This is a genomic window from Aquimarina acroporae (assembly GCF_023195925.1).
In the GTDB taxonomy this organism is placed as follows: domain Bacteria; phylum Bacteroidota; class Bacteroidia; order Flavobacteriales; family Flavobacteriaceae; genus Aquimarina; species Aquimarina acroporae.
On sequence record NZ_JALPRE010000019.1, the window covers coordinates 47,071 to 71,280 of the forward strand.

Annotated in this window: 17 protein-coding genes; 8 read left to right on the forward strand and 9 right to left on the reverse strand. The window is 34.0% G+C overall.

Going from position 1 to position 24,210, the window contains the following annotated elements:
• Positions 1-73 precede the first annotated feature (73 nt).
• The 5 genes from pta (at position 74) to M0D21_RS21285 (ending at position 11,066) form a co-directional block, all read left to right on the forward strand.
• On the forward strand, positions 74-2,167 hold the full coding sequence (gene pta / locus M0D21_RS21265) for a phosphate acetyltransferase (RefSeq protein ID WP_248333267.1): 2,094 nt from the start codon (positions 74-76) through the stop codon (positions 2,165-2,167).
• 18 nt (positions 2,168-2,185) lie between these two features.
• Positions 2,186-3,367, forward strand: a complete 1,182-nt coding sequence (locus tag M0D21_RS21270) for an acetate/propionate family kinase (protein ID WP_248333269.1) — start codon at positions 2,186-2,188, stop codon at positions 3,365-3,367.
• A gap of 881 nt (positions 3,368-4,248) precedes the next feature.
• Entirely contained in the window at positions 4,249-6,831 is a 2,583-nt protein-coding gene (locus tag M0D21_RS21275) for an endonuclease (protein WP_248333271.1), read from the forward strand.
• Positions 6,832-7,524: 693 nt separating this feature from the next.
• Positions 7,525-8,994: an SMODS domain-containing nucleotidyltransferase gene (locus tag M0D21_RS21280; RefSeq protein WP_248333273.1), complete on the forward strand. Its 1,470-nt coding sequence runs from the start codon at positions 7,525-7,527 to the stop codon at positions 8,992-8,994.
• A gap of 110 nt (positions 8,995-9,104) precedes the next feature.
• Positions 9,105-11,066: an AIM24 family protein gene (locus tag M0D21_RS21285; protein WP_248333275.1), complete on the forward strand. Its 1,962-nt coding sequence runs from the start codon at positions 9,105-9,107 to the stop codon at positions 11,064-11,066.
• Positions 11,067-11,081: 15 nt separating this feature from the next.
• Here the strand turns inward: M0D21_RS21285 and M0D21_RS21290 are convergent, their stop codons facing one another.
• The 7 genes from M0D21_RS21290 to recG all read right to left on the reverse strand — a co-directional run bounded on the left by M0D21_RS21290 (position 11,082) and on the right by recG (position 18,087).
• Positions 11,082-11,504, reverse strand: coding sequence for an SRPBCC family protein (locus M0D21_RS21290; RefSeq protein ID WP_248333276.1), 423 nt, complete (start codon positions 11,502-11,504; stop codon positions 11,082-11,084).
• A gap of 39 nt (positions 11,505-11,543) precedes the next feature.
• On the reverse strand, positions 11,544-11,867 hold the full coding sequence (locus M0D21_RS21295; protein WP_248333278.1) for an ArsR/SmtB family transcription factor: 324 nt from the start codon (positions 11,865-11,867) through the stop codon (positions 11,544-11,546).
• Between the two features lie 137 nt (positions 11,868-12,004).
• Positions 12,005-12,907: an AraC family transcriptional regulator gene (locus M0D21_RS21300; RefSeq protein ID WP_248333280.1), complete on the reverse strand. Its 903-nt coding sequence runs from the start codon at positions 12,905-12,907 to the stop codon at positions 12,005-12,007.
• A gap of 119 nt (positions 12,908-13,026) precedes the next feature.
• A complete protein-coding gene (locus M0D21_RS21305) occupies positions 13,027-14,190 on the reverse strand; it encodes an NAD-dependent epimerase/dehydratase family protein (RefSeq protein WP_248333282.1) in 1,164 nt (387 codons plus the stop codon).
• Between the two features lie 61 nt (positions 14,191-14,251).
• Complete coding sequence (locus M0D21_RS21310) at positions 14,252-15,319, reverse strand: helix-turn-helix domain-containing protein (protein ID WP_248333284.1); 1,068 nt, start codon at positions 15,317-15,319, stop codon at positions 14,252-14,254.
• A gap of 155 nt (positions 15,320-15,474) precedes the next feature.
• Complete coding sequence (locus M0D21_RS21315) at positions 15,475-15,933, reverse strand: hypothetical protein (RefSeq protein ID WP_248333286.1); 459 nt, start codon at positions 15,931-15,933, stop codon at positions 15,475-15,477.
• A gap of 51 nt (positions 15,934-15,984) precedes the next feature.
• On the reverse strand, positions 15,985-18,087 hold the full coding sequence (recG, locus tag M0D21_RS21320) for an ATP-dependent DNA helicase RecG (protein WP_248333289.1): 2,103 nt from the start codon (positions 18,085-18,087) through the stop codon (positions 15,985-15,987).
• 99 nt (positions 18,088-18,186) lie between these two features.
• Here recG and M0D21_RS21325 point away from each other — a divergent pair, with 99 nt between their 5' ends.
• The 3 genes from M0D21_RS21325 to M0D21_RS21335 are packed head-to-tail and all read left to right on the forward strand — an operon-like array spanning position 18,187 to position 22,107.
• Positions 18,187-20,274, forward strand: a complete 2,088-nt coding sequence (locus M0D21_RS21325) for a M1 family metallopeptidase (protein WP_248333291.1) — start codon at positions 18,187-18,189, stop codon at positions 20,272-20,274.
• Positions 20,275-20,287: 13 nt separating this feature from the next.
• A complete protein-coding gene (locus M0D21_RS21330; protein ID WP_248333293.1) occupies positions 20,288-21,181 on the forward strand; it encodes a patatin-like phospholipase family protein in 894 nt (297 codons plus the stop codon).
• Between the two features lie 2 nt (positions 21,182-21,183).
• Positions 21,184-22,107, forward strand: a complete 924-nt coding sequence (locus M0D21_RS21335) for a patatin-like phospholipase family protein (RefSeq protein WP_248333295.1) — start codon at positions 21,184-21,186, stop codon at positions 22,105-22,107.
• A gap of 62 nt (positions 22,108-22,169) precedes the next feature.
• On the opposite strand, the gene M0D21_RS21340 is transcribed toward M0D21_RS21335, so the two are convergent.
• Complete coding sequence (locus tag M0D21_RS21340) at positions 22,170-23,249, reverse strand: family 16 glycoside hydrolase (protein WP_248333296.1); 1,080 nt, start codon at positions 23,247-23,249, stop codon at positions 22,170-22,172.
• A gap of 48 nt (positions 23,250-23,297) precedes the next feature.
• Positions 23,298-24,173 carry a helix-turn-helix domain-containing protein gene (locus tag M0D21_RS21345; RefSeq protein ID WP_248333298.1) on the reverse strand — a complete coding sequence of 292 codons (876 nt, stop codon included), beginning with the start codon at positions 24,171-24,173 and terminating at the stop codon, positions 23,298-23,300.
• Positions 24,174-24,210: the final 37 nt, after the last annotated feature.

Below are 24,210 nucleotides of genomic sequence, written 5' to 3' on the forward strand. Positions count from 1 at the left end.
ACGTTTTAATAAAGGTATATACTATGTTAAATACGCACTATAGCATATCTTTGTACCAACCAAATTTATTTACATGAGTAAAGCCGTTTATATTGCTACTATTGAACCTAATAGTGGTAAATCTATTGTTGTTTTAGGAATGATGAGAATGCTCTTGGGAAAAGTAGCAAGAGTTGGGTATTTTAGGCCTATTATCGACGATCCAAAAGAAGGAGAGGTAGATAATCATATTAATACTGTAATCTCTCATTTTGAATTAGATATTAATTTCAAAAATGCGTATGCCTTTACACGCAGTGAAGTACTTCAAAAATACAATCAAGGAAAATCAGGGGAGATTATTGATGGAATCATCAGGAAATATAAAAATCTAGAGGAACGATTTGATTTTATTCTGGTAGAAGGGACAGATTTCTCTGATGAAGGTAGTATTATTGAATTTGATATTAATGTAATCATAGCTAAGAATCTGGGAATACCAGCGGTTATAGTAGCTAGTGGGATAGATAAAAAAAATGAAGAAATTGTAGGGGGTCTCAAATTAGCCTATGATACATTTAATAGTAAAGATGTAGAAGTTATGGCACTGGTGGCAAATAAAGTCACTCCTGGTTGCGAGGATGGATTACGTACTCTTTTTGATAATGATTTTAAGAATGGAGTAGATCGCATTGTGATTCCAAAAATTAATTCTCTTATCAATCCAACCATTAAGGAAATTGTAAACGAACTTGAAGGTACCGTGTTGTTTGGTAAGGAATATTTGAATAATCAAGCCGGGAGTTTTGGCGTGGGTGCAATGCAATTACGAAATTATCTCACACATCTTAAGGATAATAGTCTGGTAATCACTCCGGGGGATAGAGCAGATATTATTCTAGGGGTATTGCAAGCCAATATTTCAGATAACTATCCGAAAATAGCAGGTATTATTCTTACCGGAGGAATTATTCCTGAAAAATCAATCCTTGATTTAATCGAAGGAGTTTCAATTTCTTTTCCAATAATATCTGTACCTAATGGTACATTTTCGATCACCAATAGGATAGGTTCTATCAGATCTAGAATATATCTTGATAATCTTCAGAAAATAAATACTTCTATTAGCACATTCGAAAAGTATGTAAACGAAGATCGATTAGCAGAGAAGTTAATTACCTTTAAGTCTGAAGGTTTAACACCGCGAATGTTCCAGTATAATCTATTGCGAAGAGCACTTAAACATAAAAAACATATTGTACTTCCTGAAGGATCAGATGAACGTATTTTAAGGGCGACTTCAAGATTATTAGCCTCAGATGTAGTAGATATCACTCTAATAGGAAATGAAAAGAAAATTCGAAACAAAGCAATTAAGCTAGATATTCCTATAGATTTTGATAAGATTCAGGTCATATCCCCTACAGAATCTCCTAATTATGATGATTATGTACAAACGTTCTATGAACTTAGAAAGCATAAGAATGTTAATCTAGATATGGCAAAGGATATGATGGCAGATGTTTCATATTTTGGAACCATGATGATTTATAAAGGACATGCAGATGGCATGGTTTCAGGAGCAGTGCATACCACGCAACACACTATACGACCAGCATTACAATTCATAAAAACTAAGCCTGGTGTAAAAGTAGTTTCATCTGTGTTTTTTATGTGCTTGGAAGATAGAGTGTCTGTATTTGGTGATTGTGCGATTAATCCCAATCCTGATGCAGAACAACTTGCAGAGATTGCAATTTCATCATCAGAATCTGCGGCTGCTTTCGGTATAGAACCAAAAGTTGCTATGTTGTCATATTCGTCTGGTACTTCAGGAAAAGGGGAGGATGTAGAAATTGTAAGAAAGGCAACCGCTATAGTAAAGGAAAAGAACCCAGAACTAAAAATAGAAGGCCCAATACAGTACGACGCAGCAGTTGATATGAGAGTTGGTCAAAGTAAATTACCAGATTCTGAGGTAGCTGGACAAGCTAGTGTGCTCATATTCCCTGATTTAAATACTGGAAACAATACCTATAAAGCAGTACAGAGAGAAACGGGTGCTTTAGCCATAGGTCCAATGCTACAAGGGTTGAACAAACCTGTAAATGATTTAAGTCGTGGCTGTACTGTAGATGACGTATATAATACAGTAATTATTACGGCAATTCAGGCTCAGGGATTATAAAAAAATAATAGTAAGCGTATGAAAGTACTGGTTTTAAATTCTGGAAGTTCATCAATAAAATTTCAATTGTTTCAAATGCCAGAAGAGGAAGTAATTTGCTCTGGCCTTGTAGAACGTATTGGTCTTGATGATGCTAAAATAACCTATAAAACTAAGAAAGATAAAATAGAAAAGGTTGATCATATAAATAACCATAAAGATGGTTTGCAGATAGTGGCTCAATATCTGTTAGATAGTAGTGTTGGTGTGCTACAATCTGCTGCAGAAATCGATATGGTGGGGCATAGAGTAGTGCATGGCGGTAGTACTTTTGCTGATACTGTAGAGATCGATCAAGAGGTAAAGGATAAGATCAAAAAATTGTCTGCACTTGCACCCTTGCATAATCCAGCCAATTTGGAAGGTATTTTGGTAGCTGAAGATATTTTTCCGAAAGCAAAACAAATTGCTGTGTTCGATACTGCATTTCATCAAACTATTCCCGTTGAAGCACATAAATACGCGATACCCAATAAATTTTTGGATGAGTATAATATAAGACTCTATGGTTTTCATGGTACAAGCCATAAATATGTTTCAGAGAAAGCAATAGGTTTTTTAGGAAAGGAAACTTCCAAAATTATTACTATTCACCTAGGTAATGGTTGTAGTATGACTGCAATTGAAAATGGAAAAAGTATAGATCATACTTTGGGATTTGCTCCCATGAATGGGTTAATTATGGGAACTAGATCTGGCGATATAGACCCGGCAGTAATATTTCATATGGTTAATTCTTTGGGGTATAATTTAGATGAAGTTAATGCCCTATTGCAAAAAGAGAGTGGCATGTTGGGTTTAACTGGGTATAGTGATCTAAGGGATATTGAAGCAGAAGCAGAAAAAGGGAATTCAGATTGCAGGTTAGCTTTAAAAATGAGTGCTTACAGAATTAAAAAGTTTATTGGAGCATATGCTGCTGCAATGAATGGTTTAGATGCAATTGTCTTTACTGCTGGTATAGGTGAGAATTCTGAGAAAATGAGAGCGCAGGTGTGCGAAGACATGAATTTTTTGGGAATACAACTGGATGCAGAAAAAAATGAAATACGATCAAAAGATATAAGGGATATTAGTGACAGTTCTTCTAGAACCAGGGTTTTGGTCATTCCAACAAATGAAGAATTAGAAATAGCAAAGCAATCATTTCTTTTGGCCTAATTAATGTATAATTAAGAAGGGAGACAATTTGTCTCCCTTTTTTGTTTTTAATAAAAGATGCATCCTGCAAAAGAGCAGCGTCCGGGCTCACAAAAACTTCCACCAGCCCAAACCACTCTGCACTGATTGGCACTGCAACAGCCACTAAATACAGCTCCTTTAATTTTCAGTTGCTGTTTTCTACTTAATTTTTGTACACCTTTTAGTTCTAAGATTTTTTTCATTGTTGTTAATTGTTTAAGAGTTAGTATTTCAAAATAAAATGTTCAAATTAAATTCACTTTCGTAACTATAATTTCAATTAGGTATTTAAGCAGGTTTATTCTGGGTTTGGGAGAAGTGTAACTTTTTCTCAAAAAAAGGCAAACTTGAAAAGTTTGCCTTTTGAGAGGTTTTAGAAAAGGAATCGTTTTTTAATTCAAAAAAGTGATTATTAGTTCTTTCGATGTGTCTTTGTCAAAGATATTCTAAATAATACGCATCTTTTTCAATAGTTTGTTGTTCTCGATTAAGTTTGAATTCCTTTTTTTGGTCTAAAAATCCTTTCTGTGCAGTACACTTAAGTTAGTATTTAAATTTAATACAAATTATTGAGAAACAGATACTTAAAAGCCGTATAATATATATGGTAAGATGACACAAAACATATGTTAAAAACATTACTTCGTGAAATAAAATTCTGATGATGATTGTAAGAATTAACTTATTAACATATCTTTATTAGGTTAAACAATTGATAATCAATTACTTATTTTGTTTTTTTAATGTAAAATACAGGTTTTCAACATACTAGGTAATGATTTCATAACATTTCACATAGTAAAATCTTATAAATTAATTTTAGTTTCGGCTTCGGAAAAACAAACTAACTCATCACACAAATGAAAAAAGCTTTACAAGGTTTACTATTGGCTATATCTGCTACCATTTATAGTCAGGTTCCGTCCTATTACAATGATGTCAATTTAAACTTGTCTGGTCAAGCATTACAAAGCGAATTGGCAACCAAGGTAACTAATACACATACTACATTTTTGTCATATACCCCAGGAGTTTGGGATGCCTTACAACAAACAGATTTAGATCCTAATAATTCTTCCAGAGTGGTTTTGATCTATGGTTACAGCGATACCGATGGTAATTCAACTACAGATCGAACACGTGGCGTAAATAATAATGGAGGAGGTTCTACAGATTGGAACAGAGAACATGTCTACCCAAGGTCTTTGGGAAACCCTAATTTAGGTAGCGAAGGCCCTGGTTCTGATGCACATCACTTACGTCCCGCAGATGTGCAGAGAAATTCTTCTAGAGGAAACAGAAAGTTTGCAGATGGATCAGGAAACTCTGGTACTACTTCTCAAGGTCATTGGTACCCAGGAGACGAATGGAAAGGAGATGTGGCCAGAATGATGATGTATATGTATATAAGATATGGTAATCGATGTTTACCTACAAATGTCGGTGTTGGTACTACTGTTTCTAGCGACCCAGATATGATACAATTGTTCTTAGAATGGAATGCAGAAGATCCGGTATCTCAGTTGGAGTTGCAAAGAAATCCGTTACTCGAAAATATACAAGGAAACCGAAATCCATTTATCGATAATCCAGCATTTGCAACACAAATATGGGGAGGTCCTCAGGCAGAGGATAGATTTGGCAATACAGGAGGTGGCGATACTACCGTACCTAGTATACCAACAAATTTAACAGCAAGTAATATAACTACAACTGCAGTAACACTTGCTTGGAGTGCATCTACAGATAATGTAGGAGTAACAGGATACGATATCTATCAGAATAATACATTGTTAACTACAGTAAACTCTACGGGATATGCAGTATCTGGTCTAACTCCAAATACCAGCTATTCTTATTATGTTAGAGCAAAAGATGCAGCTGGTAATATTTCTAACGCAAGTGTGATCATTAACATTACTACACAGAATGACAATACCGGAGGAGGCGCTGCAACCGAGCTTTTTATTTCAGAATATATCGAAGGTTCTTCAAATAACAAAGCTATAGAAATTGCAAACTTTACCGGTACGGCAATGAACCTAAGTGGTTATGAAATTAGAAGACAAACCAATGGTTCTGGTTCATGGTCTGCAGGAGTAAACTTAACAGGAACGGTGAGTAATAATGATGTATATGTTATAGCAAACAATTCTGCAAATACTACTATAAAAAATGTTGCAGACCTTACTACTAGTGCTTCTCCAATGACTTTTAATGGTAATGATCCAGTAGGTTTATTTAAGAATGGAACGCTAATAGATATTATAGGTACATTTAATGGAGGGTCTTCAAACTTCGCTAAAGATGTAACTTTAAGAAGAAAACCTAGTGTAGGTTCGCCATCTGCAAATTATGATACAGCAGAGTGGGATTCGTTTCCACAAAATACTTTTGACGATTTGGGAAACCATAGTTTTAATGGGGGAGGAGGTTCTGGACCTGATACTGAAGCTCCAACAGTTCCTACCAATCTTACTGTTTCTAATCTAACTCAAACTTCGTTGAATTTGACTTGGAATGCTTCAAGTGATAATGTAGAGGTAGTTGGGTACAGTGTTTTTCAAAATGGAGTTTTAATGGGAACCACATCGAGTACAGGATTTTCGGTATCAGGATTATCAGCGGCCACCGCGTACAGCTTTGAAGTAACAGCAAATGATGCTGCAAATAATACTTCAAGTGCAGCAACAATAACAGCAACAACCTTGAGTAATACAATATCCTATTGTGCAACAAAAGGTAATAATACCAATTATGAGTTTATTGATTATGTTGAAATAGGAGGCATATCAAATGCTACAGCGGCCAATGGAGGTTATGGCGATTTCACAAGTCAAACCGGAACTCTTTCTTATGGTTCGAATACCGTCATTTTAAGTATTGGTTTTGTGAGCGCCAATTATACCGAAAATTGGGCAGTATGGATAGATTTCAATAAAAATGGAACTTTTGAATCTGCAGAACAGGTAGTAACTGGTGCTACATCTAACCCGGGGAATCTGTCTTACTCATTTACCGTGCCTTCTTCTGCATTAAGTGGGAATACCAGAATGCGCGTTTCTATGAAATGGAACGGAGCACCTACATCTTGTGAGACTTTCGGATATGGCGAAGTAGAGGATTATACTGTGAATATTGGAGGATCGGCTTCTAGAGCTTTGAATGGTATTCAAAAAGTGAAGATAGATGGAGAATTAGGTGTTGAAGATAAAGTATTTAGTGCTCAAATAGCACCAAACCCTGCAAAAGAGTATTTGAGTATTCGACTTGGAGATAATAGAAAAGCGACTTATACTATTACAGATATTAGAGGGCGTTTAATAAAAAAGGGAAGTGTAACTAATAATAGAATCGAACTGGAAGGACTACAAGGTGGATTATATATGTTTAGGATAAGTGATGGTTCTCGAGAAATCGTAAAGAAAGTTGTAATTAATTAGTAGTTTGTAATAATGTTAAAAAAGGTCTACACCGTTTTGGTGTGGACTTTTTTTGTTTCACACCATATTAAAAATTAAACATTTTTTATCTGGATCGGTGTTTGGTTGACGTTTTTTGATGTAAATTATAGATAAAGTACACGCTTTCCTACAAATAATATGCAGAATAATACTTGTATTTTACGATGAAATACACTTTTATTGTGTTAATAAAGCTTAAAAAACTGTTTTTTGCTATTGTTTGTAACTTTTTTCTTATTCATTTTTGTAGGTTTTTTGCGAGTTATCGGAGTTTTTATAAAAAGCACGCATTTTTATTGTGCTTTTACCATAGACTATTTATTGGTTTAGTTTGTAAATTTAAAATAAGAAAAATGAAGTGCCCCAATAAATTGATAAATTAAAAGAAGTTACCTATGAACTAAAATTACCTTTGATGATGAAACCTCTTTCTATTTCACACAACTTTTGAATAGGCTTTTGTCATTCTTAATCGGCTTACAATAAACATATATCTACGTATGTGATTTTAGACCGAATTACCTTTTGATATATTAAAGTCATTAGTGGCAACATTATTCTTGTATAAATAGAGTTTATATGGAGTTACATTGAAGAATAAATTCTTTTATGTTAAATCCAAGATACCACATGTGTAGCTCTATACCTTTTGTAAAACTTGAATAACAAAGAATGAGTATATCTGCTAACTTTAATATCTTTTGTGACAAATTAAAGATCTCTTCCAGGAAGAAAGCTATAATAGAGCTAAGATATTGCTCTATTTGCAAAAAATTAAATAATGATTTCTGGGACATAAATACCGATCATGGAGGTGTTTATGTGGGTAGCTATGGAAGAGAAACGGCAAACGATGGCATTAATGAAATTAATATGATTTTTGAAATGCCATCGCATTTGCTTACAGAATATTCTAAAATGCCCGAGAACGGACAACTTTTATTCCTTGAGGATGTTCGCATGGCTATTTCCAAAGTATATCCTAATACTATTATACAAAACAGTGACTTCGGAATAAAAGTTTGTTTTTTTGATGGAATGTGCTTCAATATTGCTCCTGTTTTTTATAAAGATGATGTGCATCTTTATGCAAATACCGAAAAGGGCGGTAGTTGGAAAAACAGAGATTTTGGAAAAGGTATCAGAAATTTTGGCACAACAGATTCTGCTGTAAACGCTAATTTAAAAAGATTGTGCCAGATGATGAAAACCTGGAAAGAGCATTGTAACGTGTCGATTACCGATGTTTTAATAGATACTTTGGCCCATCAATTTTTAGTTTCATGGGAGTTTAAAGATAAATCGTACTCTTACTACAGTGAAATGTGTAAAGATTTCTTTAAATATTTAACCAATGATGAACTTTATGAAAAGGAATGGAAAGCCATAGGAGGGTTTTTGTTGATTCCAAATACCATAAAATTTAAATACAAAGCTATAATCGCCTATCATAAAGCCGAAGGTGCTATAAATTTTGCAGATGAAGAAGAATATTGGTTGGCAGCGCAAAAATGGAGAGAAATATTTGGTCAAGAATTTCCAGACGATATCGTAGAAGCTAACCAAATTAATGATTTAAAAGATAATGTTCATGCAGTATATGATATCCATAAAAAATGTGTTGGAATGCTAACACTTAGGCATTATATCCCAATTATTATACAGGTTTTATCTGGACTTAGTATACCTATAGGTCTTTTAATTTTTGAGTACACGAATAGTTTTTACTTCGGATTTTTGTTGTTTATTGGTGCGACAACAATGTTTATCACTTCATTAATTTTTAGACAAACAAATCAAATACGAACGATAATTAAACATAGAGTTTCTATGAAATTAGCGTATAGCGTTATGAAACAACTTACAGAGCTCCGCAAAGATTTGTATAGTAATGATATAGATATTGTTTTGGTTAGAGAGAGGAAGAAATCTATCACCTCTAAATTGGATAAGATGTATAAAGGAACCTCGGAGAGCATTAGTAGGAGCTATTTGAACGCAATATTAAAACTACGCAAGTTTTCAACTTTATGTAAAACCCCTGCGGTAGCTTCTCATAGCAATATTCGAATTCCGGAGTGGGAAAACCATAAGTTTAATGAAGAAGACCATATACAACATTTGGTGAATTATAAGAATTAGGTATACTCTTCATCTTCAGTTTTGCAATAGTGGCTTGATTTTAGGTTTCTAACTTACAATTGAGTTGAATTACTTATCTTGTAATGAAATAACCAACACTTCATTGGGGGATGACAAGCTTTACACAATTCAAACAATCCTTTATTAAAGAAGGATCGAATAGTCTTTTTTTATTTATTGTTTTAATAGGATTACTTCCCGCCATAGAAGATTTATCTCTTTTTGCAGCTTTTGGCTTTAGTATAACACAGTTTCATATTCATGAAGAGTTTAAGTTACTATATGCAATACCGTTGTATATATTGCCAATAGCATTGATTTTGGTATTAGGAGGTAAGAACTACTATAGAATCTTTGGGCTTTTGCCTACTTTTTTTGCAGGCTATGTTCATTTAATTGGTAGTTCAGAACAGATATCTTTAGAAGAATATCAAACAGCAATAGGTATTGTGCACTTCGTATGCTACAAAATTGCATTTTTGTTTTTTGTTTTCAAGGGGAAGTTACGCTCACTGCCATTTGCCCTAATACTTCTAGTAATATGGTTGGTGTTAGATATCCAACACTTGATTTTATTTTTGACCTATACGATCTTGATACGCTTTCTATATTTAGCATTTCATCAGAATTTGGAAATATTCAAAAAAACAGGAATAAGGAGTGTAGGTAAGCTTACTTTAAAGTCATTTTTGTATTGGTCCCCTTTGTTATTATTTATAGTTCCAGGAGCTATTTTAAATAGTAAAATGAATAAAGCTTCGATCGATGCTATTTATGATAATACCTTCATGACTTCAACGTATGAGAGTAGAAAATATAAGCGGGATCAATTTGAAAAAGATCTTGAATTTTCTCTGGATGCTGAGGTAATATGTATTCATGAGGCTATAGTTGATAACAATAAAGAGATAAACTCGATTATAGCAAACAAAACAGAACATCTTGAAAAAGATGTAAGTGCAGTTTATAGTAAGGTTTTTAAACCTACACTACCAGAGATGGCTCCATTTTTTAACGAGGAGGATTGTGGTTTTTGGGGTAAGCTTAATTTTCCTTGCCAAGCAAAAAATAGTGCAAAAAGAGCTGCAAGTGATTCGTATTCAGATTTGAGATCCGAATTGTTGGGAGATTTAACTCACCAAGTACGTAATTCAGCAAATGGAACACGTGAAGAAGTACAGGAGTCTACTACCGCAATAAATTCTATGCTAAACGCCCAGATTGATGATGTTAGAAAACGGTTAAAACGTACCGTTCAATCCTCATTCGATGCTATTATTTTTATTAATCTATTATTAGATATAGCTTTCGGTTTTTTAATTCTTAAAAGTTTTCTGTATGTATTTTCCAGAGTCGCATTTTCTTCGGATAATGAAAATTATGTTACACTTTTAGAGTCTGAAGTAACAATGGCAAATGGTAAGTTAAAAAAGTATGGAAACCAGTATATGATAGATCCTGCTAAAACCAATGAAAACTATTATTTATCGCGTTCTTTTGAGCCAAGCGGGAGGGCACCAAAATTTGCAATCCCGCAGTGGAGATCTGCCATGTTTGCACGATTTTTTACACGCAATTTTGCTATGAATAAAGTAGTAATGAAATCAAGGCCTGAAGAAGTTCATTTTAAAGCAATGGGAAGTCATGAATTTGTAGAATGGGATATTAAAGAAGGAGAGGAGGTAATATTTCATTTTAAAAACTTTGTGGGTATGAGTGAAGGAATTAAAATCTCTGCAGTAGTAAGTTTACGATTAACATCATTACTATTTGGTCGTCTGATTTTTACCACCGCCAAAGGTCCGGGAAAATTAATCCTTTTAACCAAAGGAGAGCCCATTACTACCGATCATGCCATCGCAAACTCAAGTGTGGCAACTAGCAGAATAATGGCATGGCAAAAGAATACACGTTTTAATGTTGAGTCAGAGCTTAATCTGGTAGATGTATTTATGAGCGGAATTTACTTAAAGAAGAAAGAAGGGGATTTAATTCTTATAGATGCAGATGTAAAAGGCCCTTCTAAAAACGGAATTGTGAGATTCATTAAAAATTTCATTTTACCTATTTAGCAATAACTATTGGCTTTAGTTTTTGAGATAGTCTGCGAGAAATTTAGTAAGTAACATTGTCCATCCTCCTTTAAAACTATCTTTACGAAAGTCTTGATGATCCTTAGGGAATGAGTCTAAGCCACTATGAGTAAGGGTGACTATGGTTTTGTTTGCTTTATTTTTTAGTTCGAAAGTAACTAAAGAATACCCATCTAAATGTTTATACTGCCAACTATATTGAATCTTTTTAAGAGGTATTACTTCTGTAATCTTGCATAAATGAACATAAGTCTCTCCTGAGTGCCCTTGACCTGTAAACGAAAACTCGAACCCGACTTCAGCTTTGAACTCAGAAAGGTCAAAGTACCAATTTTTCATTTCTTCTTTGTTGGTGAGTGCTTTCCATACCTTTTCTATTGGTGCATCAAAAACTTCTTCAATGATAATAGGTCCCATATGTATTGTTTTTAAAGATGGTAAATTAAGATTTAATAACTATTTAGATTCATCAGGATCTTCAACAACTTTTTTAAGAGCTTGTATTTTATGATTCCAGAATACACGTAAACTACGTGTCCATTCATTTACTTCGTCCAGTTTTTCGAGTTTAACCTCACATATTCTTTGTCTGCCTTTTCTTTCTATCGTAATCAAATTGCATTCTTGCAGTATTTTAATATGAAGAGAAACGGCTTGACGGCTCATATCAAAATTCTCAGCGATGGTATTAAGATTTAATCTTTGTTGCGCGAGTAAACCTATAATTTCCCTACGGGTAGGGTCTGCAATAGCTTGAAATACATCTCTTCTTGTTTCCATAAATAATATATGCAAGTATCTGCTTGCTAATATATGTGCAAGTATTTACTTGCGCAAATTTTTAACAGAATATGTATATGAAAAAGTAGTCACTTAGATCAAGTAACTACTTTTTTTGAACAAGTTATCTGTGGGATTTATTCAATTGGGATGCAAAAATCTACAATACACTTTTTCTCTGGATGCGTGTTAAAATCGTTATAATATATTTCAAAAGGATTTTTATCGTCCTTTTTATAGCCCTGTTCATTCATCCAAACAAATAAGCTGCTCCATGATTTTTCAAAATCTTCTGGTGTAATTTCAAAATGGGCAACGATATGTCTTCCGGCAGCTATGCTAGTTAACCCAATTTCGCCTTCGGTGGTTATGGGAGCATCGAGAAGTACACAGGCACTCATTCGTATTTTATCTAGAGATGTAATTTTAAAGCTATCATGGTATATTGTACCCATTTTAAAATCAGGCTGTTCATACAATCCTTTTTGCCTTGACCATTGTACTAGTTTGTAAAACGTACTTCCTAGATCTTTGACTCCAATATGGGTGATATATGCTACATCTTGTTCAGGCATGTTTTTGATTTCTATTTTTGCATTCATCTGTATCCAGTTTTTAAGGTTATTGATGTTGCAAATGTATTCTTCAAACACCTGAGTTATTTGTCCATTCTTGCTATTGAGTTTACAGATCTTGCTATATCTACTTGGACTTATATTTCTAAATTCAGAAGGACTTATTCCATAAAATTTTTTAAAAGCACGCGTAAACGAAGAATTACTGTTGAAACCATATTTCGTGTAAATCTCCGAAATTGGAGTTTCTTTTTTTCTGAATAGTAGTGCTGCTGTTTTTTCAAGGCGCTTTCGGTTTATATATACCTGCAAAGGCTCGTTGGTAATAGTTTTGAAAATTCTATGAAAGTGAAAAGGAGAATAATGAGCAACTTTAGCGATGGTATCTAGAGATAGTTCTGAATCTAGATTGTCTTCTATATACAAAAGGGCATTATTAATCCTACTAGCGTGTTCTTGAATCAATTTTTATAATCTTTTAGTATCCTTAGATGCAAATTAATAAATCTATTCTTGTAACTAATTTCTTTTATAAGGTTAGCACTACGAAGTCTCTAAATATAGATAAAGTCGTTGAATGTTAGTTATTCATGATTCTTTTTATTTGTATGTAGCATCCATTTTTTTATAATTTCCTTTTCCTTATCACTAGAATAATACTTGATTTGTTGTCCATTGATATTCTCCCCAAAAACGATATCATCGTTGGGGTATCGGTGTTTATACCCTTCTAATTGATCAGAGATTACTTCTACCATAGGTCTATTAACTAGTCCTGCAGAAATGGCTTTTTGCACGTTGAAATAATACGATCCTTTAGGGGTTTCTCGCCAAAAAGGCATTATTTTATAGGGAATGATATCATTCTTAATCAGAAAGTCGCCATCAATCCAGTGCATTTTTTTGGGAGTTTGGGTAGCATGAATTAGACTGGAGACATAATCTTTGAATGGGGTTGGAGTATTCGCAACATTAAAAGATCCATAGATTTTTGATTTGGAACAGTGTACCACAAAATTTGCTAGACTTATGGCATCGGTGAATTGCATATGGTGGTTTTGTACATTGGGGAGTATTATTTCACCACCTCTAAAAAATCTAATAGGCCAAAAGGGTTCAGAATCTGGATTCCCTGGTCTGCCTACTCTATAACTTCTTATACCATGACTTCGGTATATGGTGAAATCTTTACAGTGTTCTCTAATGGCTTCTTCTGCCAGAGTTTTTCTTATCGCATAGCGGAAATGTTCTTCTACAGTTTCGGGAAATTTTGGAAGAGGATTTAAAGGCTCATCTTCTTGTATGTATTTTTTATCCCATTTGTCATATACAGATATCGTAGAGATGTAGTGATAATGTCCAAACTGTCCTTTAAATTCTTGCAGGAAATCTGCTACCGCTTTGGGGGATTTTTGCCAGGTATCCACCACAATATCCCAGTATGTTTCTTTATGTTTTTTGGCTATAGTTCTAAGCCCTTGTTTATTTTCTTTTTCCCGATCTGCAATGATGACAGGTAAATTTTTAAAAAGGTGTACATTGGTTTTCCCTCGATTAAGTAGTGTAACGTCATATCCAGAAGCTATAAAAGCCTCAACGATTGTTGGTCCTAAAAAACCTCTACCACCGAGTATCAAAACTTTTTTTTGCTTTGAAAAGAATGAGGTTGTGCCAAAGGTTGGTAACGGAGTAACTAAGGGAAGAAGGGAAGCGGTTCCCAACGTTTTTATAAAATCTCTTTTATTCATGTTTGTCATTTATTTGTACAACAAACATCATGACTAAAAACGATAAAAAAGACCTTCTTAATTAATCTGCACTTATTTCTTTTCTGAATTGCCCGGGAGTTTTACCAGTATGTTTTTTGAAATGATAGAAAAAGGCAGATTTAGAATTGAATCCACTTTCGTATCCTAAACCTTCTAAGGTAATGTTAAGCTCATTTTGCTTTTTAATTCTTTGAATAGCATATTCAACTCTTTTTGAGTTTACCAAGTCATAGAAAGTAGTATTCATTTCAGAATTTATGATTTGTGAGAGATGGTGTTTGGGGATTTGTATGCTTTTAGATAATACAGGTAACGAAAAGTCTGCATCCAAATAGTCATCATTTTGCTGAAAAAAATGATTTATTCTCTCTTTGAATTCGGTGATTTCCTCCTGTTGTAGAGGGCTGTTTTTGTATTTTTTCTCTTCTGTAGAAGGGATAGGATAAAGTTCAGGTTTATAGACCATACCATACCGTAAACCATAAAACCCTAGTACAGTTACCAGAAGTACATAACGCAGTACATCCATAAGCTCAAAATAAGAAACACCTACAATAAGTTCAGTAGATAATCTAAAGAGGCCTAAGAGTATACTGATTAAGAATAATAGAGCTATAGTTTTAATCCATAGGAATTCAAGAATAGTAGTATCGGCAGTTTTGGTTTTAAAAAAACGGATTTTTTTCTGAAACCAAAAGAATATATATAAAGGATAAAGAATTAGTGAAATCAATTTTGGGATTAGTATTGCAATTTCCCAGGTTGTGTTATGTATATCATGAACATACACCCATGCTATTGTAAAGAGTAAGAAGGGAATAAAATGCCATATGTCTTTTTTGGTTATTGTTGAGCCAATTATACTTTTGGTGTAGATCAAGAAAAACGGTCCATGCAAAAAACTTATGGTCATTATTAATATATCAATAAATGTAATAGGAGTGATTGTATGAATAATTCCTAAAGATAGATGAGTTGAAAATGTTAGAAACCAGCTTATTAAAATCCAGTCAGAACGTTGTTTTTGTTTTTTGTTACTAACTAGTAGAGCAAATAAAGTACTTTGTATAGCGCCAATTCCCGAAACAATTATGAGTACATTCGACATGTTAATGATTCACTTTGGCTGATTTATTCGTTTTAATACTGTACCCAGAGTTCGGTGTTTTGTACAAAGGAAACTCTGCTACAGCCGAATATATGAAATTGATTTAATTTATATGTTTTTAATCTTGAGAAGATTTACATTTCAGAGATTTTGGGTTATTGGTTAGATATGGCAAATAGTAAATGCGTTCCAGATTCTCCAGAGGAGTCTAGTTTTACAGCAATTGTGCTATTAGGAGATTGAAAGACATGCGTGGTTGAGGTAGTTCCTTTGGTTTCAGATTTTACCAGAGCATAATCTGCAATAAATTTAGATATCAACTTTAATACATAATTTTGATCGTTGGTCATATAGGTGACCTGGCCAGATGTCTTGTTTACTCGAACTCCATAAAAATGAGGTTCGCTCTGTTTCCATTGGTAAAAGGTATATTTCTGATTAGGTTCATCGACCTTGGAAAAGTTATGATCATTCAAAAATTTTTTAAAACTATCTTGATTACCAGCAGAAATATAATCAGAAAGTTTCATCCAATCCTTTTCATTAAGCTTTTGACCAAAAGTAGGAGTAGAAATCAGAAAAATAAATAAACTTAAAATGGGTAAAAATTTCATACAATCAGGTTTATAGTTATAAACGTGATACAAATGAATTTATGATAGTTTTTAACTTATATAATTCCAGATATTCTTGTGTTTTGCCATCTGTTGGTATGTATAAAGTAGTACTTTGTTCTTTTCGAGAGATAAAGAAGAATCTTCATTTAGTGTTTTCATGGCATAATACCTTGCCGTTTTAAGAATATCATTATCTCGTACAATATCTGCTATCTTAAGATTAAGCACCCCACTTTGTTGGGTTCCCATAATATCTCCGGGGCCACGTAGTTTTAAATCGACTTCAGCGATATCGAAACCATCATTAGTACGAACCATAGTCTCCAATCTGGTTTTACTATCTGCAGATAGTTTGTGACTAGTCATTAAGATGCAATAACTTTGTTCTGCACCTCGTCCAACACGACCGCGTAGCTGGTGTAACTGTGAAAGCCCGAAACGTTCTGCACTTTCTATGATCATTACACTGGCATTTGGAACATTAACCCCGACTTCAATCACCGTAGTAGCAACCATAATTTGTGTTTCGCCTTTTACAAAGCGTTCCATTTCATAATCTTTATCTGCGGGTTTCATTTGCCCATGCACTATAGAAATCTGGTATTCTGGAGCAGGGAAGGAGCGTGCAATACTCTCGTAGCCATCCATAAGGTCTTTATAGTCCATAGCTTCAGATTCTTGAATAAGCGGATAAACAATATAAATCTGACGTCCTTTCTGAATTTCATCAGCAATAAATTTAAACACTTTTAATCTGTTACTATCATAGCGGTGTACCGTTTTAATTGCTTTTCTGCCGGGAGGAAGCTCGTCAATTACAGAAATATCAAGATCGCCATATAAGCTCATCGCGAGAGTTCTGGGGATGGGTGTCGCGGTCATTACTAAAATATGTGGTGGGTAGTCATTTTTGTGCCATAGTTTGGACCGTTGCGCTACTCCAAAACGATGCTGCTCATCGATGATGGCTAAACCAAGATTCTTAAATTTCACCTTATCTTCAAGAACCGCATGGGTGCCAATTAGAATATGAAGTGTTCCATCTTCTAAAGTCTCATGTATCTCTCTGCGTTCCTTGGCGGTAGAACTCCCCATTAAAAGTTTCACGTTAATATTCATGTCTTTGGTTAGTTCTTTAATGCCCAGATAATGTTGATTTGCTAAAATTGCGGTAGGGGCCATTAAACAAGCTTGAAAACCATTGTCTATTGCCAATAACATTGCCATAAGACCCACTATGGTCTTACCAGAACCTACATCACCCTGAAGTAATCGATTCATTTGAGCACTACTTCCTATATCATTTCGAATTTCCTTAATCACTCTTTTTTGAGCGTTGGTAAGTGCAAATGGTAAATGATCCTTATAAAAAGTATTAAAATATTCACCTACTTCAGTAAAAGGATATCCTTTTATCTTTTGTTTACGAATTAGCTTTTTTGTGATAAGCTGTAACTGAATATAGAAAAGCTCTTCAAATTTTAAGCGATACTGCGATTTGGCCAACAGTTCTTGGCTTTTTGGGAAATGAATATTGAATACCGCCTCGTTTTTTGGGATCAACTTCAGCTCGTCGAGTATTTCTTTGGAAAGCGTATCGTAAAAACGAACCTTGGTTTCAATAAACAACTGCTGCATCATTTTCATCAGTATGCGGTTGGTGATTCCTTTGTTAGAGAGTTTTTCAGTAGAAGGATAAACAGGTTGCATAACCGTTCTTAGGTTTTTTTGATGCTCTGTTAATAGTTCCATTTCTGGGTGTGGCATACTAAAACCATTGTAATATTTGGTCTTTCCAAAAATGACATATGGAGTATTCAACTTTAGGTTTTCTCGTATCCATTTATGCCCTCTAAACCAAACCAATTCCATTTCTCCGGTATCATCCATAAACTTGGCAACCAGTCGTTTTCCTTTTTTTTGCTCTACCGTTTTAATGTGAACAATTTTACCTACAATTTGTACCTCTGCAGAGGTTCTTTGTAGCTCATTGATTTTATAATATTTGGTTTTATCTATATATCGGTTGGGGAAAAGGTTAACCAGATCTTGATAGGTATGAATCCCAAGTTCCGATCGTAATAAATCTGCTCGAGAAGGGCCTACGCCCTTGAGATAATCGATAGGTGTTTGTAACAGGTTTGGATTCATTAGAACGAATATACTATTTATAGATAATTCTTCAATGCAAATATTGTCACATTACCAAGCTAAATTCGTTATTTTGGCAGAACATTTGATGATATTTTTATGATGCGTATTACTTTATATCTTATTTTATTTTTTACATACTACTACGGATTTACCCAACAGATCGATCATGCAGACTTTTTGGTAGGGAAGGTCGATATTGAGGTAGATGCAGATTCTAAAAGTGTAAAAGGGAATGTAAATTACACTTTTAAGATAAAGCAAAAGACAGGATCTATAAAGATTGATGCGCAAAATATGACAATTGCTAAAACCCTTTTAGACGGCGAGGAAATCAACTTCACCTATGATAACAAAGAAATTTTGGTACAGTCAAACTTTGAGGCGAATACAAATCATGATATCACAGTTTTCTTTAAAGCCACTCCTAAAAAGGCATTGTACTTTGTAGAAGATTATCAGGGAAATCCTCAAATATGGACTCAAGGCCAAGGAAAATATACATCCAATTGGCTACCGAGTTTTGATGACATGAACGAAAAGGTAGAATTCGATCTTTCTATTAGCTATACTACAGGAGCAGAGGTAATTGCCAATGGTAAACTTGTTGAAACAAAAATGGTTAATGATACCATTCAACAATGGAAATATGATATGACCAAACCTATGAGTAGTTATTTGCTAGCTTTTGCTATTGGTAATTATGAGAAGGTAGTAGAAACATCAGATAGTGGTATTGCGCTAGAAATGTACTTTTATCCTAGTGCAAAGGATAAGTTTGAAGCTACCTACAAGCATAGTAAACGTATGTTTGATTTTCTTGAGGAGGAAATAGGATACGCATACCCTTGGCAAAATTATAAACAAATACCAGTAAAAGATTTCCTATATGCAGGAATGGAAAATACAGGAACGACTATTTTTTCTGATGCATTCATAGTAGATGAAACGGCTTATATAGATCGTAATTATATTAATGTAAATGCACACGAACTCGCTCATCAATGGTTTGGAGACTTAGTAACCGAAACAGAAGGGACACACCATTGGTTGCAAGAAGGTTTTGCTACGTATTATGCATTATTAGCAGAGAAAGAGATTTTTGGAGAAGATTATTTCTTGTATAAATTATATGAAAGCGCAGAACAACTCACAGCCCTGTCGAAAACTGAGACCGCAACCTCACTTTTAGATCCAAAAGCTAGTTCATTAACCTTTTACCAAAGAGGAGCCTGGGCATTATATGCTTTGAGAGATGTTATAGGAGATACCAGCTTTAAGATTACTATTAATAATTATTTAGAGAAATATAAGTTTAAAAATGCAACAACCGATAATTTTTTGGCAGTGGCAGAAGAGGTTAGTGGTAAAGATCTTGATGAATATGCCACATTATGGTTGAAAAATGTACAATTCCCCTCTCAAAAAGCACTAGATATACTCACCAAGTCTGAATTTATAAAACGATATTTAAGTTTGGCTCAGGAGCGTACTCAACCTATGGCTGGTAAATGGGGTACACTGGCAAAAGCACTTGATTTTCCGGTAAATGATTATTTGGGACAGGAAGTAGTATATCAATTAGCAGGGAATACTTCTCCTGAAGCTATCACTCTTTATGAACGTGCGTTTGAAACTAACAATATATTTGTAAGACAGGCAATTGCGAGTACTTTAAGTACTATACCTAAAGACCTGCAAAAGCCCTATGAATCTTTACTCAAAGATGCATCTTATGCTACGCTAGAACCTGCACTGTATCATTTGTGGGCCAATTTTCCAGAAAAAAGAAAGGAGTATTTAGATGCTACAAGTGAAATTATAGGTTTCAATGATAAGAACGTTAGAATGCTTTGGTTGGTATTAGCCCTTAGTACTTCAGATTATCAAACAAACAATCATCAAAAATTTTATAATGAGTTATCTCGATATACCTCTTCAGCCTTTCATTTTAGCACCAGGCAAAATGCCTTCACTTATCTGGAAAGTTTACAAGCTTTTTCCGACTCAATCCTCGTGAACCTTGTAGATGGCGCAACCCATCATAACTGGAGATTTCGAAATTCCTGTCGGAAAATTTTAGATAATTTGTTGAAGCAGGAAAAATATAAAAAGAAATATGTAGCTTTAATGAATGGTTTACCTAAGAATCAGAAAGATTTTTTAGAGAAAAAGTTAACCCCATAATCTTAATAAATATATGCGAGCATTAGTAATTTCGGGGGGAGGCAGTAAGGGTGCCTTTGCCGGAGGAGTTGCGCAACATCTTATTCAGGACCTAAATAGAAAATATGATCTGTTTATTGGTACTTCTACAGGTAGTTTGTTGGTTTCGCATTTAGCCATGTCAAAAATTGAAGAGATAAAGAAGTTTTATACCTCTGTAAATCAATCTTCGATTTTTAAAAGTTGTCCTTTTATTATTAAAAAGAAAAGGGGATATAATAGTATAAGCATAAATCACCTTAATGTACTTCGCAATCTGCTGAAAGGGAAAAAATCTTTTGGGGACAGCAGAAATTTGAGAGAGTTAATCGAGACCGCCATTTCTAAAGATGATTTTAAACGTTTGCAATCTCAAAGCCATGATGTCGTTGTTACGGTTACGAATCTTTCGGCAAACAAAGTAGAGTATAAGTCGATAAAGGATTGCGAATATGAAGACTTTTTAGATTGGATATGGATTTCCTGTAACTACCCACCTTTTATGAGTTTGGTAAGAAAGAATTTTTGTGATTATGTCGATGGTGGACTAGGGTCTATGGTTCCTATAGAAGAAGCTATTAAGAGAGGAGCAAAAGAGCTGGATGTCATCGTTTTAGAAACCGAGGTGAATTACATAAATCGTATGCCGACAAAGAATCCTTTTTCGCTAATTACCAATATGGTTAATTTTATGATGGATCAGATCGAATATCAAAATATAAGAATAGGTAAATTTAGCGCAAGAGAAAAAGATGTAGCTCTGGATTTATATTATACCCCAACCGTTCTAACAACAAATTCTCTGGTTTTCGACAAAAAGAAGATGACAGAATGGTGGACAAAAGGGTATGAATTTGCCAGAGATAAAAATCATTATAACAAACTATAAATATGCGAGCATTAGTAATATCTGGAGGAGGGAGTAAAGGAGCCTATGCGGGTGGAGTTGCTCAATACTTAATGCAAGAACAAGGTAAAAAGTATGATTTGTTTTTGGGAACTTCTACAGGTAGTTTATTAATTCCTCATTTGGCATTGGGGAATGTTGATAAGGTATATGATATGTATACCAATGTAAATCAACGAACTATTTTTAACGTAAACCCATTTAGAGTTCGTAAAAAGGGAAATAGAGAATTCGTCTCTATCAATTTTTTATCATCTATGTGGCAATTTATCAAGTTAAAAAGAACATTTGGAGAAAGTAAAAATTTAAGACGCGCTATAAGGCGTAATTTTACTAAGCAAGATTTTGAGTTGGCACAAGAAAAGGTGAAAGATGTAGTGGTAACTGTTTCTAATCTTACCAAAAGCAAGACAGAATACAAGTCTATCAATGATTTTAGCTATGAAGATTTTTGTGATTGGATATGGATCTCCTGTAATTATGTGCCTTTTATGAGTCTTGTTACTAAAGATGGTTGTGAATATGCGGATGGTGGTTTTGGGTGTATGGTTCCTATTCGAGAAGCCATACGCAGGGGAGCTACCGAGGTAGATGCGATCATACTAGAATCTGAAAATATGGAGCATAATAAAGTATTGGGTAAAAATCCTTTTTCTTTAATGGTAAATCTATTTGGCTATATGTTGGATCAGGTCGAAGGACATGATACAGTATTGGGTAAATTGGCAGCCATAAATAAAGATGTTCCTTTAAATTTGTATTACACGCCTTCAAAGCTTACTGAAAATTCTTTGGTGTTCAATAAAAAGCTAATGAGTAATTGGTGGCGACAAGGCTATGAATATGCTGCCGAAAAAGCAAAACTAGCCGAAGAAAATAAGCTTAAGGACATTGATATGGCAGGGTAGAAGAATTTACATCTGATGTAAAACACTACGTTTAATTAAGAAATATACCATTGTATTTTTGACTATTCAATCTTCCCAATCAATCCCCAGCCATTAGCTTTGTCTATTACTACGCAATGGAGTGTGTTTTTCCCCTTTTTTAGTGGTAAATATAGCGTATTAGTATTTATATCGATATGACCAGTATATTGCACTCCTTTTTGCCTAAAAGCATTATTTCCTCTAAATATGGGTGTACCGTTAAGGTAAACAATGATTTTGTCACTATAATCAAACGAAAACAACTTGTTACTGGCTGTATCGGAATGAATATTGGTAGCTGCCACAATGTAATTCTCTTTGTTTTGCTCAAAATTTCCAGATGAAGTTTTTTTAACGAATTTAGAGATAGGCAATAAACCAGAGACTTCTGTTGGAACTACGGTATACTCTTCTTTTGAAAAAGAAGCATAACTTAAGGCATCGACATCATATGAAAATGCCTGGGTAATATTCCATTTTCTTATGATTCCTGAGTCTGCTACCTGTAAAACACTTGGCGTGTTAACTTTTATGGAAGGATCTTTTTGAGTTATTCTGAAATTGGAAAATCGAGCACCAAATAGTGCCCAAACTCCAATAGCGCCTTCGATATTATCTGTTTTAAGCTGATCAACCGTCATTATTTTTTCATTATTTAAAGATATCACAGCAATTTGATCTAGAACATCTATTCGCAATGTATTCCATTCCTTATTTCTAAAAGGAACGTTGGCTTGGTATTCTCTATATAACTGCCAGTTCGATTCATTATTAAAAATAGGAGTGTACTGTACAGCATCTGCTTGGTTCGATTTATGAAGACGTATATACACTTCTTCCATGGTATTTTCCTTTTTTCTAAAGGCAATACCTCCAAAACTTCTTTTAGCATTTGCATAGATATCTACCTCGATAGAACCATTTGTAAATTGAAGATTTTTGAGAGTAGCTCTTCCTTTTTTCAATACCAAGGTGTTTCTACCTTCAAATTTTTCAAAACTAGCACCTTCAGGAAGGTTCCAGTTGGAAGAAATCATATCAATTTTAGTTACAGTATTTTGTGTAAATATTAAGTTTATAGCACATAAACTTAAAGACAGAAATAAAAGATTTGCTTTCATTTTTTTTATGTAAATGTCTAATATATTTTAAATCGGAGTACTATCGCTTTAGGGTAAAAACCTATCATTTTGGTAGGTTGCTCTATATGTTACTGGACTGGTGTTTGTAAAATTTCTAAAAAAACGGGTAAGATTGTTAGGCTCGCTAAAGTTGAGAGCAAAAGCTATTTCGGCAATAGTTTTATCAGAATATCTAAGTTCCATTTTTATTTCTTGTAGTAAGCGTTGATGTATAACTTCTTTAGATGTTTTTCCAAAGTGTTTTTTGGCTAAGGTGTTAAGCTGGTGTCTATTGACTTGGAGTATATCTGCATATTGCTGAACTGAATGAACCTTTCTGATATTCAATTCAAGTAATTCTTTAAATTTATAAATCATTGAATTGGATTGGGTGTCATCAGAAAGATGATATTCTTGCGCATAGAGTCGATTCAATTTAGATAGTGAAAAGTATAATAGCGAACGAATGATATGTGGACTATCATTTTGATACGCTTTTATCTCTTTAATGATTTCTTGTAATACCAATTGTACAATACCATAGTCCTCTTTTTTGATTTTTAAGTATTGTGGATGTTGAGCGTTGTAAAAATATTGTAAACGATAAATAAACAGTTTATCATTAAAAAAGTCTGATAAAAAATCATTTTGAAAAACCAGATGAAAGCCTTTTACACCTTCTAAAGGTATATTACAACTTTTTTTCTGAAAAGGGGAGATGAAGAAAATACTGTAAGGAGTAACGGGCAAAGTATATCCGTTCAGTTCTAGTTTTCCAGTGGCATTTTCAAACAGAAAAATTTCGAAAAAATCAATGGTGTGAGGATTAGGATCGAAAAAAACATTAGGGTTATCTTCGAACTTGTGCAAGTCCATCAACAATTCAAATCCGTACTTCCTTTTTTCAAAAATAAACTTACGCAACCGAATTCGTATTTTATGATTTCCTGTTTGTTTACAT

What these genes read in the sequence shown, in the direction of transcription:
- M0D21_RS21335 (WP_248333295.1), top strand. Translation starts at nt 21,184, where the DNA reads ATGCGAGCATTAGTAATATCTGGAGGAGGGAGTAAAGGAGCCTATGCG.
- M0D21_RS21295 (WP_248333278.1), bottom strand. Translation starts at nt 11,867, where the DNA reads ATGGAAACAAGAAGAGATGTATTTCAAGCTATTGCAGACCCTACCCGT.
- M0D21_RS21275 (WP_248333271.1), top strand. Translation starts at nt 4,249, where the DNA reads ATGAAAAAAGCTTTACAAGGTTTACTATTGGCTATATCTGCTACCATT.
- M0D21_RS21325 (WP_248333291.1), top strand. Translation starts at nt 18,187, where the DNA reads ATGATGCGTATTACTTTATATCTTATTTTATTTTTTACATACTACTAC.
- M0D21_RS21290 (WP_248333276.1), bottom strand. Translation starts at nt 11,504, where the DNA reads ATGGGACCTATTATCATTGAAGAAGTTTTTGATGCACCAATAGAAAAG.
- M0D21_RS21310 (WP_248333284.1), bottom strand. Translation starts at nt 15,319, where the DNA reads ATGTCGAATGTACTCATAATTGTTTCGGGAATTGGCGCTATACAAAGT.
- recG (WP_248333289.1), bottom strand. Translation starts at nt 18,087, where the DNA reads ATGAATCCAAACCTGTTACAAACACCTATCGATTATCTCAAGGGCGTA.
- M0D21_RS21285 (WP_248333275.1), top strand. Translation starts at nt 9,105, where the DNA reads ATGACAAGCTTTACACAATTCAAACAATCCTTTATTAAAGAAGGATCG.
- M0D21_RS21330 (WP_248333293.1), top strand. Translation starts at nt 20,288, where the DNA reads ATGCGAGCATTAGTAATTTCGGGGGGAGGCAGTAAGGGTGCCTTTGCC.
- M0D21_RS21315 (WP_248333286.1), bottom strand. Translation starts at nt 15,933, where the DNA reads ATGAAATTTTTACCCATTTTAAGTTTATTTATTTTTCTGATTTCTACT.
- pta (WP_248333267.1), top strand. Translation starts at nt 74, where the DNA reads ATGAGTAAAGCCGTTTATATTGCTACTATTGAACCTAATAGTGGTAAA.
- M0D21_RS21280 (WP_248333273.1), top strand. Translation starts at nt 7,525, where the DNA reads ATGAGTATATCTGCTAACTTTAATATCTTTTGTGACAAATTAAAGATC.
- M0D21_RS21270 (WP_248333269.1), top strand. Translation starts at nt 2,186, where the DNA reads ATGAAAGTACTGGTTTTAAATTCTGGAAGTTCATCAATAAAATTTCAA.
- M0D21_RS21305 (WP_248333282.1), bottom strand. Translation starts at nt 14,190, where the DNA reads ATGAATAAAAGAGATTTTATAAAAACGTTGGGAACCGCTTCCCTTCTT.
- M0D21_RS21340 (WP_248333296.1), bottom strand. Translation starts at nt 23,249, where the DNA reads ATGAAAGCAAATCTTTTATTTCTGTCTTTAAGTTTATGTGCTATAAAC.